A 17,468-nucleotide genomic window follows, 5' to 3' on the forward strand; every position below is an offset into this window, starting at 1 on the left:
GGCAGGGCGATGACCGCTCATTCATCTCCTGACGGGCGCCTGGACAGGGCCCTGGCCAGCCTCCGCGGACTGTCGGTGGGGGACGCGCTGGGCTCACAGTTCTTCGTGCCCGAGAACTATCCGCTGCTCAAGCGGCGGGAGCTGCCGCCGGGCACCTGGCAGTGGACCGACGACACCGAGATGGCCGCCTCCGTGGTGTCCGTACTGGCCGTCCACCACCGCATCGACCAGGACGCCCTGGCCCACTCCTTCGCCGGCCACCACGACTTCGACCGCGGCTACGGTCCTGCCGTCAACCGGCTGCTGCGGCTGGTCCGGGAGGGCGGCGACTGGCGCGAGCTCGCCGCCGCCCTGTTCAACGGCCAGGGTTCCTGGGGCAACGGTGCCGCGATGCGCATCGCGCCCCTGGGCGCCTGGTACGCGGACGACCCGGAGCAGGCGACCCACCAGGCCGAGATCTCGGCCTATCCCACGCACCAGCACCGCGAGGCGGTGGTCGGCGCCATGGCGGTCGCCGCCGCGGCGTCGCTGGCCGCGTCGGCCGACGGTCCGCCCGAGGCGCACGCGCTCCTCGACGATGTGATCGCCCTCGTGCCGAAGAGCGCCGTCGGCGCCGGGCTCCGCCGCGCCCGGGACATGCTCGACTACGGCGACGCGGCCACCGTCGCGGCCGTACTGGGCTGCGGCAGGCGGACGACCGCCCATGACACGGTTCCCTTCGCGCTCTGGTCCGCCGCCCGCGCCCTCGGCGACTACGAGCACGCCTTCTGGACGACCGCCCAGGTCGGCGGCGACGTGGACACGACCTGCGCGATCGTGGGCGGCGTGATCGCCGCCTCCGGCCGGGCGGGCGCGCCGCCGGCCGAGTGGGTCGCCCGGACCGAGGCGCTGCCGGGCTGGACGGCCGGTACGGACTCGTCGGCCCGGTGACTCGCGGGCCTCCTCTCCCATGCCCGGGAGGAGGAGGCCCGCGGGCTCCGAGGGTGCTTGCGTCCGGTTCGCTCCTCAGCCCATTCCGGGTCCGGCCGTGCCGGCGAGTGCTTCCAGGTCGCTCTTGCGGACCCGGATCACCAGCCACGCCGTGGCCAGGGCGAGTACGGCCATGGCGGCCGCGGGGATGAAGGCCGCCGAGATGCCCTCGGCCAGCACCTCGTGCCCCCAGGGAGCGGGCAGCTGGTGGGTCCTGGCGAACTCCGCCTTCTGCTCGGGCGAGCTGTTGGCGAGGAAGTCCGGCAGCACCTTGGCCGCCTCGTCCTTGCTGGCCGTGCCGAACACGGTCGTCAGGATGGCCAGGCCGATCGATCCGCCCACCTGCTGCATCGCGTTGAGCAGCCCGGACGCGGCGCCGGCCTCGTGCGGGGCGACGCCGGAGACCGCGGTGAGCGTCAGCGTCACGAAGTTCAGGCCCATGCCGAAGCCGAAGACCAGCATGGGGCCGAGCACGCCGCCCACGTAGGAGCTGTCGGAGCTGATGAGCGCCTGCCAGCCCAGTCCGAGTGCGGCGAGCGCCGAGCCCGCGAGCATGAACGGCTTCGGGCCGAACACGGGCAGGAAGCGCTGCGACAGGCCCGCCCCGATCGCGATCACGACCGTGACCGGCAGGAAGGCGAGACCGGCCTGGATCGGGGTGTAGCCCAGCACGTTCTGGACGAACAGCACGATGTAGAAGAACATGCCGAACATCGCCGCGGCCAGGCACAGCATGATCACGTAGGTGCCGGAGCGGTTGCGGTCGGCGAACATCTTCAGCGGGGTGATCGGCTCCTTGGCCCGCGACTCGATGAGCGTGAAGGCCAGCAGCAGCACGGCGGCAGCCGCGAAGGACCCGATGGTGAGGGTGTCCCGCCAGCCTTCGTCCGCGGCGCGGATGAAACCGTAGACGAGCAAGGCCATTCCCGCCGTCGAGGTCACCGCTCCGGCGATGTCGAAGCGCCCGGAGTGCCGTTCGGACTCGCTGATGTAGAGCGGGGTCAGCACGGCGATCAGGACGCCGATCGGCACGTTGACGAAGAGCACCCAGCGCCAGTCCAGCCACTCGGTGAGCATGCCGCCCGCCAGCAGGCCGATGGCGCCACCGCCCGCGGAGACCGCGGCGAAGACACCGAAGGCCCGGTTCCGCTCCGGTCCCTCCGGAAAGGTCGTCGTGATGAGCGCGAGCGAGGTGGGCGACGCGATCGCGCCTCCCACACCCTGCAGGACGCGTGCCGCCAGCAGCTGCCAGGGCTCCTGGGCGAAGCCGCCGAGCAGCGAGGCGAGGGTGAACAGCAGGATGCCGGTCATGAAGACGCGGCGCCGGCCGAGGATGTCACCGGCGCGGCCACCGAGCAGCAGCAGACCGCCGAAGGTGAGCGTGTAGGCACTGACGACCCATGTCAGGTCGGTGGTGCTGAACGCGAGTGCCTCTTGAATGTGCGGGAGCGCGATGTTCACAATCGTCGCGTCGAGTACCACCATGAGTTGGCAGGCCGCGATGACGGTCAACGCGATGCCGGGATGCCCCTCCCGGCGGGCGGCTCCCGGCTTCTGGTCTTTGAGCAAGGAAGAGGTCGTCACTATGTGTCCCCCACGAATGACTTAGTGAACGATCGCGTTCACTGTTGCGTCAACGGTAGTGACTCCACGACAGTGAACGCAAGCGTTCACTCACGTCGTTGTCGCGTGTCCCGTCCCCCGTTGTGGGCGCGCGCCACGTCTCCGTCCCCCGAAAACCGCTTCTTGTTCCCTGGAGACCCTCGAAATGGTTCCCTCGCACTGGGCCGACCCCGTCCAGACGCCCTCCCGCCGACGCGGTGCGGTCCTCGAACGCGCGATCCTCGACGCCGCGCTCGAGCAGCTCGGCACCGTCGGCTGGAACGGCCTGACCATGGAGGGCGTGGCCGCCGGTGCCCAGACGGGCAAGGCGGCGGTCTACCGTCGCTGGTCGTCCAAGGAGGAGCTCGTCGCGGACGCCCTGCGGTCCGGGCTGCCGGACTACGACACCGTGCCCGACCTCGGGAGCGTGCGCGACGATCTCCTGGCGCTGTGCCGGCGGGCTCGCGACGCGATGTTCTCGCGCCCCGGTTTCGCCCTGCGGGCAGTCATTCACGAATGCGACACGATGCAGGCTGAGCGATTCCATGCGGTGATCTTCGAAGGGGTCATCGAGCCGACCATCAAGATGCTTCACGAGGTCATCACCCGCGGCATAGAGCGCGGGGAGGTGCGCGAGGAGGCGGCCAACAGCTATGTCTTCGACGCCGTACCGGCGATGATGATGTACCGATCGAAGATTCGCGGAAGCGAATGGAGTGACCAGGAGATCGACGAGATGATCGACCTGCTGATGGTCCCGCTGCTGCGCCCCGAAGGCTCCTGAGCCATGGCTCGGCGAGGTCCGGAACGCATCGGGAGGCCGGGGTGTCACCGGGGGCTCCGGGCGGCGTAGGCTAAGGGCGCCATGCCGTACGAACCACCTACCCACACCGTCGAGCGCTCTCTCCGCGCCACGACCGGAGCCAAGGTCATCGCCGGTGTCGACGAGGTGGGGCGCGGTGCGTGGGCCGGTCCGGTCACCGTCTGCGCCGCGATCACCGGACTGCGCCGCCCCCCGGCGGGCCTCACCGACTCCAAGCTGCTCACCGTCAAGCGGCGGACCGAGCTCGCCGCGGAGTTGCAGACCTGGGTGACCTCCTACGCGCTGGGGCACGCGTCCCCGGAGGAGATCGACGAACGGGGGATGACCGCGGCGCTGCGCATGGCCGCGGTGCGTGCCCTGGAGGCCCTGCCGGTCCGGCCCGAAGCCGTCATCCTCGACGGCAAGCACGACTATCTCGGGGCGCCCTGGCGGGTCCGTACGGTGATCAAGGGTGACCAGTCGTGTGTGGCGGTCGCGGCGGCCTCGGTGCTCGCCAAGGTCCAGCGCGACAAAATGATGGCCGAACTGGGTATCGACCATGCAGACTTCGGTTTTGCGGACAACGCCGGGTATCCGTCGCCCGTGCACAAGGCCGCACTGGCGGAGCGGGGTCCCACCCCGTACCACCGGTTGTCGTGGGCGTATCTTGATGCGCTGCCCCGGTGGCGGCACCTCAAGAAGGTCCGCACCTGGGTGGACGGAAGCGTTCCGGAGATCGAGGGCCAGCTCGGCTTCGACTTCTGACGGTTCCGCTCGCAGGCATGCGCCACCCGCCGACGCGAGCCGCACCAACGTTTGATAAAAATCAGCTCATGCCTCTCATTCCCGAGGAGCCTCAGATTCACGAGAAGGCCCAGGGTCCCCGCGCCACTCCGGCCAGCGGCCGCACCGCGCCGACCCCCCGCCCCGTACCCGGTCCCCGTCCCGCGGCCCCGCCGCGCCCCGGTCGCCCCGGCCCTGTGCGGCCGGCGCCGCCGGCGCAACGCACCTCGCGCGACGCGGCTCCGGCCAAGCCAGGACCCTCGGGTCCGGCCACCCCGGCCGCAACCCCGGCCGGCCCGCAGATCCAGCTGATCCCGGCTTCTCCCGAGGGCGCGCTCGACGCGGCCGAGGAGGCCGTGGACCTGCTGCTGGACTCGGGCCGCACCCCGGGTGACGTGCTGGTGGTCACCACCGGCGAGCTGCACCCGTGGGCCGCCCACGAGCTGTCCTTCGGCGATGCGGCCTACTGGGCGCAGCACGACGCGGGCGACGACGTCTTCTACGCGGACGCCGCCGTCGCCGACCGTGCCAAGGCGCGTCCCGTGGTCGTCGTCGCGCTCAACGGCGGTCCCGAGGCCGCCGCGGTCACCGCACTGTCGGCGGCCCACTCCCGGGCGGGCGCCCTGTTGATCGTCTGCGGTGACCCGCAGCGGATCAACTCGGTGCTGGGCGCGAGCGCCTGATCCGTTCGCGCCCGGGCGCCGGGGCTCGGCCGTGGCGGCCGGGCACGACGCCGGTGACCGCCGCGTCACACGTGCATGGTGCGGGCATCGGCGTGCTTCGACGGCGCGACCGGCGGGAACGCCGTCCGGCCGGTGCGGTGTGGACGGCGTGCCGGGCGGGTGCGGCTGGATCTGCCGGTGGTGCCCGGCTCACGGGCGTGGCTGGAGCATCCAGCGGTGCCGGCCGGGCCGGGGGAGGGGCGGCACCCCGCGTCTTGTGGGGCTCCAGGGGGTGCGTGGAACCGGCGTCCTGGACGTCCCTCGCTCAGCGGGCCGCCGCGCGGCGCAGCACGTCCGAGGCGACACCGCCGGTGCGCGGCGGCGGAGGCGGTGCCTCCGACGTGGCGAACGGCTCCGGCACCGAATCCGCGTTGGGCCGGCGGCCACCGCGGCCCTCGCCGAGGACCTGCCATCCGTCACGGGTCAGCGTGATGTACGCCCCGCAGCGCAGCCCGTGCAACGTGCAGGCGTCACGCAGCCCCCACATCCACGCGCCGTCCTCCTCCGTCCAGCGGGCGTCGCCCTCACGGCAGTAGAGCAGGACCGCGGTGCGCACCGGGGTGCGGCGCCGCAGGTCGTGCGGGATGACCCGGCGGAGCTGGGCCAGCAGCGCGTTGCGGAACAGCCAGCCGTCCGCCGGTGCGCGGCGACTGGTGAACGAGGCGCTCGCGCGCAGCCGTTCGTCCGGGTCGAGCACGGCCACGATGGCGGTCGCCGGCTCGGGGCGGTGCCGCGAGTGAAGTCCGCTGACGACCTCCCGCGGATTGCGCAGCAGCGGGATTCCGGCCGACGCCCACTCCGCGGGCTCGAGCAGGCGGGTGGCGGAGGCGGTGGACGGCGACAAAGACGCCGCCGAGGACGAGGCGAATCCGAAGGTCACGTTCCTCCCTTCGGCTACGCGCCCACACTGCGGGCGGGGTCGGATTCGGGGGAGCGCGCACCGCAGTGAAGCCCTGCCGGGTCACGGACGAGCCGTGCGGGGAGCGGACTTCAATTCTTCCTGTCGAACTGGGATGCGGCAACGAGCAATTGGGGCCGTCGACCGTTATCGGATGAAGCGCGTTCTATATCCCTACCCAGGGAGGTGTCGGGCGACGCATGGGGCGCACCGCCCCGGGCGCCGGCGAGCGGCCCCGGACCGGCCGCGCCAGTGACCGCGGGCTGTCAGCCCTGCACGGCCAGGACCAGCGGCAACACCCCCGAGGCGCCCGCACGACGGAGCAGCCGGGCGGCGACCGCGAGGGTCCAGCCCGTCTCCGTGTAGTCGTCCACGAGGAGAACCGGGCCCTCCTGGCCACCGAGCGCCTCGGCCAGGGCGGGGGGCACCGCGAGCATGCCGTCGAGCGCCTTGAGCCGCTGCGCGCTGTTGCTGCGGGAGACCGCCGGCGCCTCTCCCGTGTACTCGACCGAGCCGAGCAGCGGCAGCCGGCCCACTTCGGCGATACGCGCTCCCAGTGAACGGATCAGCTGCGGACGCGAGCGCGAGGCGACGGTCACCACGCCGACGGGACGCGGCGGGGCGCCGGCGGCTCCGGAGGCCCAGCCGCCCGGCCCCTTCGCCCAGTCGGCCAGCACTGTCACGACGGCCTTCGCGACATCGTCCGGCACCGGGCCGTCGGGGGCGTGCGCCGCCAGCATCGGACGCAGCCTGTTGCCCCAGCCGATGTCGGAGAGACGTCCCAACGCCCGCCCCGTCGCCGCCTGTTCCCCGGCGGGGATACGGCCCTTCAGCTCGACGCCGATCGCCGGGAGGCCGGTCGGCCACATGCGGCGCGGCTCCACCTCGACGCCCGCCCGGCCCAGGTCGACCCGTGCGGCGTCCAGGGAGGCGGGGGAGGTGTCGGCCGTGAAACGCGGGCCCGCGCAGTTGTCGCAGTGGCCGCAGGGCTTGGCACCCTCGTCGTCCAACTGCCGCTGGAGGAACTCCATCCGGCAGTCCGTCGTGGACGCGTAGTCGCGCATCGCCTGCTGCTCCGCCCGGCGCTGCCGCGCGACCCAGTCGTACCGCTCGGCGTCGTACGTCCACGGCCGGCCGGTCGCGATCCAGCCGCCCTTGACCCGCTGCACGGCGCCGTCCACGTCGAGGACCTTGAGCATCGTCTCCAGGCGGGAGCGGCGCAGCTCCACCAGAGGCTCCAGGGCCGGCAGCGACAAGGGCCGCTCCGCGCGGGCGAGGACGTCGAGTGTGCGGCGCACCAGGTCCTCGGCCGGGAAGGCCAGCGAGGCGAAGTACTGCCAGATCGCCTCGTCCTCCTTGCCAGGCAGGAGAAGCACCTCGGCGTGATCGACACCGCGTCCGGCGCGGCCGACCTGCTGGTAGTAGGCGATGGGGGAGGACGGCGAGCCGAGGTGCACCACGAAACCCAGGTCGGGCTTGTCGAACCCCATGCCCAGCGCTGAGGTGGCGACCAGGGCCTTGACCCGGTTCGCGAGCAGGTCGTCCTCGGCCTGCTGGCGGTCGGCGTTCTCGGTCTTTCCCGTGTAGGGGGCGACGGTGTGGCCGCGCTGCCTGAGGAACGCGGTGACCTCTTCGGCGGCGGCCACGGTGAGGGTGTAGATGATCCCGGAGCCCGGCAGCTCGTGGAGATGGTCGGCGAGCCAGGCCATGCGGTGCGCGGCGTCGGACAGCCGCAGCACGTTCAGGCTGAGGCTCTCCCGGTCCAGCGGTCCGCGCAGCACCAGGGCGTCCGAAGTGCCGCCGGTGCCCAGTTGCTCCGCGACATCGGCGGTCACGCGGGCGTTGGCGGTGGCGGTCGTCGCCAGGACCGGCACTCCGGGCGGGAGGTCGGAGAGCATGGTGCGCAGCCGCCGGTAGTCCGGACGGAAGTCGTGGCCCCAGTCGGAGATGCAGTGGGCCTCGTCCACCACGAGCAGCCCGGTGGCGGCGGCGAGCTCGGGCAGCACCTGGTCGCGGAAGTCGGGATTGTTGAGCCGTTCGGGGCTCACCAGCAGGACGTCCACATCGCCGGCGGCGATCTCGTCCTGGACCGCGCCCCACTCCTCGGTGTTGGAGGAGTTGATGGTGCGGGCACGGATGCCGGCCCGGGCCGCGGCCTCGACCTGGTTCCGCATCAGCGCGAGCAGCGGGGAGACGATCACGGTGGGGCCGCTGCCCCGGTCCCGCAGGAGCGCGGTGGCCACGAAGTAGACCGCGGACTTGCCCCAGCCCGTGCGCTGGACGACCAGGGCCCGGCGCCGGTCCGCGACCAGCGCCTCGATCGCCCGCCACTGGTCCTCCCGCAGGCGGGCGGCGCCGGAGGCGTCCCCGACGAGACGGGCGAGGACGGCGTCGGCCGCTGTCCGCAGGTCCGCGTTGTTCGTGTGCTCCATGCGTTCCATACAACAGGACGGGACTGACAGTCGGCGTGAGGGGCGGTGGGACGGGAGGACGGGAGGACGGGAGGACGGGAGGACGGTGGAACAGGAGCAACGGGAGGACGATGGGACGCGAGGGCAGGGACCCCGGGATGACGTGTCCCTGATGGAAGTTATCCACAGGGTGAAGCGGAACATCATGATCCGCGAGATCGTCGGGTCATGACGAACCACAGCGAAACGACCGGACCCGCGGAGAACGGCGACATCACCGGCCCCGTCCCGGACCGGGCGGACCGGACCTCGTACGACAACCCCGGTGACGAGCCCCAGGTCACCCTGCGCACCCCGGCGGAACTGGCGGACGCCCTGCCCTACCTGCTCGGATACCGCCCCGAGGACAGCATCGTCCTGGTCGCCCTGCGCGACCGGGACGGGCGGGGCCGATTCGGCGGCCGGGCCCGCCTCGGCATCCCGGCGAAAGAGGAGGACTGGCCGAGCGCGGCCGGGCAACTGGTCAACGGCCTGGTGACCGGCAGCGAGCGGCGAGGCGTCCGGCCCGAGCAGATGGTCGCCTACCTCTGCCAGGAACCCTGCCCGGGCGAATCCGGCCGGCAGGTGATGGAACGCCTGCGGCCACTGGCCCAGAAGCTGCGCATCGAGTGCGGATCCCTCGACGTGCCGGTGGTCGAGGCGCTGTGCATCTCCGACGGGCGCTTCTGGTCGTACTGCTGCGACGACGAGACCTGCTGCCCCTCCGAGGGCGTCCCCATGGGGCTGCCGGGCACGTCCGTGCTGGCCGCGGCTGCCACCTACGCCGGGATCCAGGTGCGTGGCTCGTTGCGCGAGCTGCGGGCCAGGCTGCAGCCGTGGGAGCACTCCGCGGCGCTGGACCAGGAGGCCGCCCTGGACTCGGCCGGCCTGACGATCGTCTCCCGTCTCCTCGACGACGCCCGGCGCGCGGACGTGGCCGAGGAGACGCTCGCCCTGACCGAGCGGGTCATGGCACGCCTGGCCGACGCCCCTCCGGCGTCCGGCACGGCCGCGCAGGACCTGCGGGACGACCGGCTGCTCGGACACGACGAGGCGGCGGCGCTGATCCTCGGCCTCCAGGACCGCACGACCCGCGATCGCGCGGCGGCGTGGATGGAGGGGGACGAGGCGGGTCCCGCGCTGCGCCTGTGGCGAGCACTGGCCCGTCGCTGTGTCGGGCCGTACCGCGAGCACGCCGCCGCGCCCCTCACCCTCGCGGGATGGGTCGCCTGGTCGGCCGGGGACGAGCTGGAGGCCCGGGAAGCCCTCGCCATGGCGCTGGGCGCAGACCCGGACTACCTCTTCGCCCGGCTCCTGCACCAGGCCTGCAACGAGGGTCTCGACCCCGAGTCGGTCCGCCGCTGCCTGCGCGCCGAGCGCGCCGAGGGAGGGCGTACGGAAGCGGGCGCGTCGGGCGACGGCACCACGGAGGACAGTGCCCCGGACGACGGTGGGCCGAAGGAGGGTGTGCCGCAGGACGAGGAGCCGGCCGACCGGCCGGTGCGCCGTGCGACGGGCGAAGACCCGAACGCGGTGAGGCCCCGCCTCGCCCGCCGGCGCCGGAGTCGGTCGGGCACCGTGACCGACGGGACCGCCCGCCGCCGGGCGTCGGACGGCACACGCCCCGGCGGGACGCGGCCGGGCCGTACGCGCCCTCGGGCCTCGGGCAAGGAGGCCATGGGCGGGCACGGCACCCGACCGGGAGACGCATGTTCGGAGAAGTCCGCAACGGCGGGGGAGTAGGGGTGCGACCGATTGTTTGACCTGGTACGACGTGGTCCGCACGGTGCCGGACCACCGGCGTAGGGGCCGTCGCCGCACCGAAGTGGATCAGCCATCGAAGCGGCCGGGGAAGGGAGTGTTTATCGTCAGGCAGACGACTATGATCGCCGCATGCCCTACGACCCGTCAGCCTTTCCGCCCTTCGCCGTCACCGTGGACCTGGTCGTGCTGACCGTACGTCGCCACTCCCTGTGTGCGCTGGCGGTGCGCCGTGGCGAGCCGCCGTTCCAGGGGCGCTGGGCCCTGCCCGGCGGTTTCGTACGGGCCGACGAGGACCTGGCGCAGGCGGCGGCACGGGAGCTGGTCGAGGAGACGGGGCTGCGCGTCCACGACCCCGCCGCGCCCGCCCAGGACAACGGCGCCCACCTGGAGCAGCTCGCGACCTACGGCGATCCCGAGCGCGACCCCCGTATGCGGGTGGTGAGTGTCGCGCATCTCGCACTCGCCCCCGACCTGCCCGCACCCCGGGCGGGCGGCGACGCCAGCAACGCGCGCTGGGCGCCGGTCGAGGAGCTGCTGGAACGCGGCGGTCACGGCCATGACGGCGAGGCGGTGGTGCCGCTCGCCTTCGATCACGCCCAGATCCTGGCGGACGGGGTGGAACGGGCCCGCTCGAAGATCGAGTACTCGTCGCTGGCCACCGCGTTCTGCCCGGCAGAGTTCACCGTCGGCGAGTTGCGGCGGGTCTACGAGGCGGTGTGGAGCGTGGCCCTCGACCCGCGCAACTTCCATCGCAAGGTGACGGGCACCCCGGGCTTCCTCGTCCCCACCGGCGGTACGACCACTCGCCAGGGCGGCCGTCCGGCCCAGCTCTTCCGGGCCGGCGGCGCGACGCTCCTCAACCCCCCGATGCTGCGCCCCGAGGTGTGACGGGGGCTAGAGGGGCCAGGTGCGGGCGGCGGACGACGGCGAGCGCGATCGTCCACTTTGCATGCAAAAGGTCCCATGATGCCCGAAAAGTACAGCATCGCGCGCTATCTTGCTGCGGGTGATCCAGGCCTTCGGATTGACCAGCAACCCCCGCAAGGAGCATCCGCCCGCCGTCGACGACGTCACCTTCGAGGCGTGCGCGGGCCGCGTCACCGCACTGCTCGGAGCCCCGGGCGCGGGGAAGACGACGGTGCTCAGACTCATGCTCGAACTGCAACGCGGCCGTGGCATCACCTACTTCAGAGGCCGCCCCCTCCACCGCATCGCCCACCCCTCGCGCGAAGTCGGCGTGCTGCTGGGCGATGTGCCCGGGCACCCGTCCCGCACCGTACGCGGTCATCTGCGGATGCTGTGCGCCGCCGCCGGTGTGCCGGTCCGGCGCGGCGACGAAGTGCTGGAGTCGGTGGGCCTCGTGAGCCTGCGCGACGAACCCCTCGGCACCCTGGCGCGCGGCATGGACCGGCGTCTCGGTCTCGCCTGCGCCCTGCTGGCCGATCCGCACACCCTGGTGCTCGACGACCCCGCCGGCGCGCTCTCCGCCCGCGAGGCCCGCTGGCTGCACGGCGCCCTGCGTGCCCACGCGGCGCAGGGCGGCACCGTCCTGTTCAGCACGTCCGACCCCAAGGAGGCGGCGCGCACCGCCGACCACGTCGTCACACTGGAACGGGGCAGAGTCGTCGCCGACCAGGAGGCCGCGGACTTCTCGCGGACCCGCCTGCGCCCCCGCGTCGCCGTGCGCACTCCCCACGCCGCCCGTCTCGCCGCACTCCTGGCCAAGGAGGCGCGTACGGGCCGCCGTTCCGTCGAGGTCGTGCAGGAGAGCGGCAACCGTCTGGCCGTGTACGGCAGTACGTGTGCCGACATCGGCGAGACGGCCTTCCGTCACGGCATCCTCGTACACCAACTTGCCGACGAGGTGGGTGACATGGGGCCGGGAGCGGGGAGGGACTCCGGGGGGCCGTCGCGCCCGCCTCGCCGGCACCGGGGCCTCGATGAGGAGGTGTCTCCGGCGCCCGGACGGCCGACCGGCGCTGACCCTGACACGGCGGGCGCGGACGCCGCCCCCGACAGCACGAGCCCTTCCCCCGCCGCGGGGCCCTCCTCCACCGGCGGCGTGGGTCCTTCGGCCGCCGCAGAGGACTCCGCGGCCCCGAAAACCCGCCGCCCGTCCGCCCGCCTGCGGCAGGTGCCCGTCGAGGTGCCGGGGACGACCGGCCCCTACCGGATCCCCGGCCCCGCCGGATCGCAGCGGACCGCTGCCCCCGGGGCCGCCACCACCGCCGACGAGGCCGGGCGGCCGACGGCGGACGGGGTCCCGGCCTCAAGTGCTGAAGCAGCCCCCTCGGCCCCCGGCGTGCCTGTGCCGGACGAGGCACCCCGAGTCGAGGGCGAGGCCGAACCGGACGCCGAGGAAAGCGCCCCGGTATCGGATCCTTCCCGCCCAGAGCCCGCAGCCACTGCTACCGCCCAAGGCCCACGGGACCCACGCTCCACGCTCAACCCGGCCGCGGCGGCGTCCGGCCGCCCCCTGTCCCCCCTTCCGCCCCCCATCTCCGTTCGCTCCGCCCCGAGCCCCCTGCGCCCGCTCAGGTACGAGCTGCGCCGCGCGACCGGCGTCGGTACCGGCTTCATCGCCGGGGCGACCGTCCTGCTCCTGTCCGCCGTCCTCGCGGTGCTCCTCGCCCGCATCGGGCACACCCCGCAGCCGCGCCTGCTGGCCGCCTGGCCGCGGGAGCTGCCGCTGCCGCCCGCCGCGCTCGGGGCGGGACTGCTCGGCGCACTGGCCTTCGGCGACGAGTTCCGCCACCCCGCCCTCGCCGCGGACCGCGGGACCGTGCCCCGTCGGCTCGGGCTCCTGACCGCGAAACTCGTCGTCTCCGCGGCCACCGCGATCGTCCTGGCCGTCCTCACGGTGGGCTGCGACGCCGAGATGCTCCACCTGTTCTACGGGCAGGAGCTCTCACGGGTTCCCGCCGACTGGCCCGCGCTGAGCGCCGGTTGGCTCGGACTCTGCGTCGGATGCGCCTGGTCCGGTGTGCTGGCCGCCGGAATCTTCCGGTCCACCTCGGCCGGGCTGGCCGCGGTGGTCGCCGTTCCCGTCGTCGTCGTACCCCTCGTACAAAGGGTCTGGGAGGGCCCGTCCGTACGGACCGCCGTCGGTCTCCCGATGAGGATGCGGGAGGTGCTCCTGACGCAGTGGCCGTTCGGCGGGCAGCGTCATCTCGGCGAGGTCCTGCGGGTGTTCGCCCAACCCGTGGGCAGTGCAATGACGTTGTCGCTGACCGCGCTGCTCTGCACATACCTGCTCATGACCCTGCGCGGCAGGGCCCGATGACGGCCGTCCGATCCCTTCCGGTTCGCCCGTGTGCGCAACTCCCCGGGGAAAGCCCATTTCTTTCCGATAAGGCGTCAATTGCGACGGGGTGAGCGATCACCCTTTCGTGTGCTTTTCACCAAAGACCTCAAGGGAGTTGGAGGCGAGGCCGACAAAGGATGCGTGACTACCCTTGCGCACACCATGATGACCGCCGCCCGCTCCGCCGACTCCGGCCTCGCGAACCCGGGCGAACTCGACCGCTATCCGTACTCCGAGGCGCCCGCCGCCGACCGTGTCGGAGTGCCCGCCTGGGAAGGCGTGGAGCCCGAGCTGGGGCGCGTGGGCCGGCGTACCGCGGGCAGCCGGGGGCGCGGACTGCACGGGCAACTCGTCCAGCAGCTCGGCCAGATGATCGTTTCGGGCGACCTCGGGGCCGACCGTCCCCTGGTGCCCGAGGAGATCGGCCAGCGCTTCGAGGTTTCCCGCACCGTCGTCCGTGAATCGCTCCGGGTCCTGGAGGCCAAGGGCCTGGTCAGTGCCCGCCCGAACGTCGGTACGCGGGTACGTCCCGTCAGTGACTGGAACCTCCTCGACCCCGACATCATCGAATGGCGTGCCTTCGGGCCGCAGCGCGACGACCAGCGCCGCGAGCTCAGTGAGCTGCGCTGGACCATCGAACCGCTCGCCGCACGCCTCGCCGCCGGGCACGGGCGCGAGGATGTGCAGCAGCGGCTGTGCGACATGGTCGGGATCATGGGGCACGCCATGGGGCAGGGTGACGCGCTCACCTTCTCCCGCGCCGATGCCGAGTTCCACACCCTGCTCATCCAGGTAGCCGGCAATCGCATGCTGGGCCACCTCTCGGGGATCGTCTCCGCCGCCCTCCATGTCTCCGGCGGACCGGTCACGGGCTGTGACCGGCCGAACGACGCCTCGCTGGCGCAGCACAGCCGGATCGTCGACGCCCTGGCGGCCGGTGACGGCGCCGCGGCCGAGGCGGCCATGCGTCAGCTCCTGGCCGTCCACCCCGAGGTGGACCGCGTGGTCCCCGCCCCGCGGGAGCACTGACCGGCTCCGCCGACACGGCGCAGGCCGACCGCACCAGCCCCCTCCTCTGGCCGCGGCCGGCCGGTCCGCCGCCGTGGACCCCGCGGGACCTCCGGGCTCCCGCGGGGTCCGACGGTGCCCCGGCGTTCCGACGGTGTGATGAACCGCTTGAGGCTGGGGTGCGGTGGAACCAGAGCGATTGGTGACCCTCTTTGATCGCGTAAGACCGGTTTTGTGTGCTTACGGGGTGTGACTCGGGCCACGCGGATTGGGCGTAACGCTCGTGGGAACAACACGATGACCTAAGAGGTGACAGCCGCGGAGGGAATACGGACGCCGTTCACGGCGCTGTGCATCTCCCCGGCCCCCGCCCGCGCCGTCGGCCCATCCCCAAGCCGGCGGTCGGCTCCTGTCCTCCCTGGACGGGGCCGGAAGCCGTTTTCCAACGTTCCGAGAGGTTGTTCGTGTCGGCCAGCACATCCCGTACGCTCCCGCCGGAGATCGCCGAATCCGTCTCTGTCATGGCGCTCATCGAGCGGGGAAAGGCTGAGGGGCAGATCGCCGGCGACGACGTGCGTCGGGCCTTCGAAGCTGACCAGATTCCGGCCACTCAGTGGAAGAACGTACTGCGCAGCCTCAACCAGATCCTCGAGGAAGAGGGTGTGACGCTGATGGTCAGTGCCGCAGAGCCCAAGCGCACCCGAAAGAGCGTCGCAGCGAAGAGTCCCGCCAAGCGCACCGCCACCAAGACGGTCGCGGCGAAGACGGTGACCAGCAGGAAGGCCACCGCCCCCGCCACCCCGGCGGCGCCCGCCACCGACCCCGCAGTCGAGGAAGAGGCGCCGGCCAAGAAGGCGGCGGCCAAGAAGACCACCGCCAAGAAGACGGCGACGAAGAAGACGACCGCCAAGAAGACGGCGGCCAAGAAGACCACTGGCAAGAAGGACGACGGCGAGCTTCTCGAGGACGAGGCGATCGAGGAGCCGAAGGCCGCGACCGACGAGCCCGAGGGCACCGAGAACGCCGGCTTCGTGCTGTCCGACGAGGACGAGGACGACGCTCCCGCCCAGCAGGTCGCCGCGGCCGGCGCCACCGCCGACCCGGTCAAGGACTACCTCAAGCAGATCGGCAAGGTCCCCCTGCTCAACGCAGAGCAGGAGGTCGAGCTCGCCAAGCGCATCGAGGCGGGCCTGTTCGCCGAGGACAAGCTGGCGAACTCCGACAAGCTGGCACCCAAGCTCAAGCGTGAGCTGGAGATCATCGCCGAGGACGGCCGCCGCGCCAAGAACCACCTCCTGGAGGCCAACCTCCGCCTGGTGGTCTCGCTCGCCAAGCGCTACACGGGCCGCGGCATGCTCTTCCTGGACCTGATCCAGGAGGGCAACCTCGGTCTGATCCGCGCGGTCGAGAAGTTCGACTACACCAAGGGCTACAAGTTCTCCACGTACGCCACCTGGTGGATCCGTCAGGCGATCACGCGCGCGATGGCCGACCAGGCCCGCACCATCCGTATCCCGGTGCACATGGTCGAGGTCATCAACAAGCTCGCGCGCGTGCAGCGCCAGATGCTCCAGGACCTGGGCCGCGAGCCCACCCCGGAGGAACTGGCCAAGGAACTCGACATGACCCCGGAGAAGGTCATCGAGGTCCAGAAGTACGGCCGCGAGCCCATCTCCCTGCACACCCCGCTGGGCGAGGACGGCGACAGCGAGTTCGGTGACCTCATCGAGGACTCCGAGGCCGTCGTCCCGGCCGACGCCGTCAGCTTCACGCTCCTCCAGGAGCAGCTGCACTCCGTCCTGGACACCCTGTCCGAGCGCGAGGCGGGCGTCGTCTCCATGCGCTTCGGTCTCACCGACGGTCAGCCGAAGACCCTCGACGAGATCGGTAAGGTGTACGGCGTCACGCGCGAGCGCATCCGCCAGATCGAGTCCAAGACCATGTCGAAGCTGCGTCACCCGTCGCGCTCTCAGGTGCTGCGCGACTACCTCGACTAGGACGGCCGGGCGTCCCGCGTAGGCGGGCGCACGACCGGAGAGGCCCGGTTCCCCCGACGGGGGACCGGGCCTTCGTGCTGACCAGCGGGTGCGAGGCGCGACGGGCTGGATCACCCTGGGTGTTCCCTGTCCACCCCTCCGTGAGGAGTCTGCATGCGTCGCCTCTTTGCCCGGGTACTCGCCCGGCCGCTCGTCCTGGCGGCCGCGGCGACCGCGATACCGCTGGCGTCCGCCGCGCCCGCCTCCGCCTCCGCATCCACCGACAGCATCGTCGTCGGGGGGTTTCCGGTCGACGTGTCCGACAGTCCGTGGACCGTGGCACTCTCGAGCCGTGACCGGTTCGGAGGTACGCGGGCGGGACAGTTCTGCGGGGGCGTCGCCGTCGGCCGGACCACCGTGCTCACGGCGGCCCACTGCCTGGGCGAGGAGGTCCTGGGATCACCGCCCGAGCAGGTACGTGATCTGAAGGTCATCGCGGGCCGTACGGACCTGCTCTCGGACGAGGGGCAGGAGATCCCCGTACGTGACGTCTGGGTCAACCCCGCGCACGACGACGTCAGCAACGCCGGCGACTTCGCCGTCCTCACCCTCTCCAGTGCCCTGCCCGCCGGCTCGGCCATCGGCATGGCGGCCGAGGGAGACCCCTCGTACGGAGCGGACACCCAGGCGCTGGTCTACGGGTGGGGGGACACGTCGGGCGCGGGGGACTACGCCAACGGTCTGCGGGCGTCACGCGTGCGCGTACTGCCCGATGCCCAGTGTGAGCGCGCGTATCCGGGGGGTGCGTACGGCAGGTACCTCTCGGGCTCCATGCTGTGTGCCGGGCTGGAAGCCGGCGGGCGCGACGCCTGCCAGGGGGACAGCGGAGGGCCGCTGGTCGCCAGGGGGAGACTCATCGGACTCGTGTCCTGGGGGAACGGCTGTGGGCGCCCCGGCAGTCCCGGGGTGTACACGCGGATCTCCGCCGCTCTGCGGACGCTGGGCTGGGACAGGGCCCCGCACCAGCGCCAGGGCGCCTGACGCGCGCTGAAGGCCCACCGGACACGAGTACGGGCGGCCGCCTCCGTGTCGGAGGCCTCCTGGAGGACGGAGCTGCACGTCGCGTCGGCCTGGGGCTTGGCGCCGTCCGCGCACTGCTTGTCGCGGGTCGCGGACCACATGGACAGCTG

General features: G+C 72.3%; 13 protein-coding genes. 10 read left to right on the top strand and 3 right to left on the bottom strand.

The features are described 5' to 3' along the window. The first annotated feature begins 9 nt into the window (after positions 1-9). Positions 10-930 (top strand): ADP-ribosylglycohydrolase family protein, encoded by a 921-nt coding sequence (locus AB0E77_RS31280; RefSeq protein WP_361577455.1) that lies wholly within the window; start codon positions 10-12, stop codon positions 928-930. A gap of 75 nt (positions 931-1,005) precedes the next feature. On the opposite strand, the gene AB0E77_RS31285 is transcribed toward AB0E77_RS31280, so the two are convergent. After that, the gene (locus tag AB0E77_RS31285; protein WP_361577458.1) at positions 1,006-2,553 is read right to left on the bottom strand and encodes an MFS transporter; all 1,548 of its coding nucleotides are present in this window, start codon (positions 2,551-2,553) and stop codon (positions 1,006-1,008) included. A gap of 184 nt (positions 2,554-2,737) precedes the next feature. Between AB0E77_RS31285 and AB0E77_RS31290 the strand changes: the two genes are divergently transcribed. The 3 genes from AB0E77_RS31290 (at position 2,738) to AB0E77_RS31300 (ending at position 4,839) form a co-directional block, all read left to right on the top strand. Then, positions 2,738-3,355, top strand: a complete 618-nt coding sequence (locus tag AB0E77_RS31290) for a TetR/AcrR family transcriptional regulator (RefSeq protein WP_361577461.1) — start codon at positions 2,738-2,740, stop codon at positions 3,353-3,355. A gap of 81 nt (positions 3,356-3,436) precedes the next feature. Next, a complete protein-coding gene (locus AB0E77_RS31295) occupies positions 3,437-4,138 on the top strand; it encodes a ribonuclease HII (protein WP_361577464.1) in 702 nt (233 codons plus the stop codon). 68 nt (positions 4,139-4,206) lie between these two features. Then, the gene (locus AB0E77_RS31300; protein WP_361577466.1) at positions 4,207-4,839 is read left to right on the top strand and encodes a hypothetical protein; all 633 of its coding nucleotides are present in this window, start codon (positions 4,207-4,209) and stop codon (positions 4,837-4,839) included. 304 nt (positions 4,840-5,143) lie between these two features. On the opposite strand, the gene AB0E77_RS31305 is transcribed toward AB0E77_RS31300, so the two are convergent. Both AB0E77_RS31305 and AB0E77_RS31310 read right to left on the bottom strand, forming a co-directional pair. Continuing rightward, positions 5,144-5,758 (bottom strand): hypothetical protein, encoded by a 615-nt coding sequence (locus AB0E77_RS31305; protein WP_361577469.1) that lies wholly within the window; start codon positions 5,756-5,758, stop codon positions 5,144-5,146. 284 nt (positions 5,759-6,042) lie between these two features. After that, positions 6,043-8,208 carry a RecQ family ATP-dependent DNA helicase gene (locus AB0E77_RS31310; RefSeq protein WP_361577472.1) on the bottom strand — a complete coding sequence of 722 codons (2,166 nt, stop codon included), beginning with the start codon at positions 8,206-8,208 and terminating at the stop codon, positions 6,043-6,045. A 207-nt stretch (positions 8,209-8,415) separates the two neighbouring features. Between AB0E77_RS31310 and AB0E77_RS31315 the strand changes: the two genes are divergently transcribed. The 6 genes from AB0E77_RS31315 to AB0E77_RS31340 all read left to right on the top strand — a co-directional run bounded on the left by AB0E77_RS31315 (position 8,416) and on the right by AB0E77_RS31340 (position 17,319). Continuing rightward, the gene (locus AB0E77_RS31315) at positions 8,416-9,969 is read left to right on the top strand and encodes a DUF4192 domain-containing protein (protein ID WP_361577475.1); all 1,554 of its coding nucleotides are present in this window, start codon (positions 8,416-8,418) and stop codon (positions 9,967-9,969) included. Positions 9,970-10,119: 150 nt separating this feature from the next. Continuing rightward, positions 10,120-10,878 carry an NUDIX hydrolase gene (locus AB0E77_RS31320; protein WP_361577477.1) on the top strand — a complete coding sequence of 253 codons (759 nt, stop codon included), beginning with the start codon at positions 10,120-10,122 and terminating at the stop codon, positions 10,876-10,878. A gap of 118 nt (positions 10,879-10,996) precedes the next feature. Beyond that, complete coding sequence (locus AB0E77_RS31325) at positions 10,997-13,273, top strand: ATP-binding cassette domain-containing protein (RefSeq protein WP_361577480.1); 2,277 nt, start codon at positions 10,997-10,999, stop codon at positions 13,271-13,273. A gap of 162 nt (positions 13,274-13,435) precedes the next feature. After that, the gene (locus AB0E77_RS31330) at positions 13,436-14,323 is read left to right on the top strand and encodes an FCD domain-containing protein (RefSeq protein ID WP_361577483.1); all 888 of its coding nucleotides are present in this window, start codon (positions 13,436-13,438) and stop codon (positions 14,321-14,323) included. 443 nt (positions 14,324-14,766) lie between these two features. Further along, on the top strand, positions 14,767-16,299 hold the full coding sequence (locus AB0E77_RS31335) for an RNA polymerase sigma factor (RefSeq protein WP_361577486.1): 1,533 nt from the start codon (positions 14,767-14,769) through the stop codon (positions 16,297-16,299). A gap of 153 nt (positions 16,300-16,452) precedes the next feature. Beyond that, positions 16,453-17,319: a serine protease gene (locus AB0E77_RS31340; protein WP_361577489.1), complete on the top strand. Its 867-nt coding sequence runs from the start codon at positions 16,453-16,455 to the stop codon at positions 17,317-17,319. The last annotated feature ends 149 nt before the right edge of the window (positions 17,320-17,468 follow it).

It is taken from the genome of Streptomyces sp. NPDC032940, assembly GCF_040636935.1.
Lineage (GTDB): Bacteria > Actinomycetota > Actinomycetes > Streptomycetales > Streptomycetaceae > Streptomyces.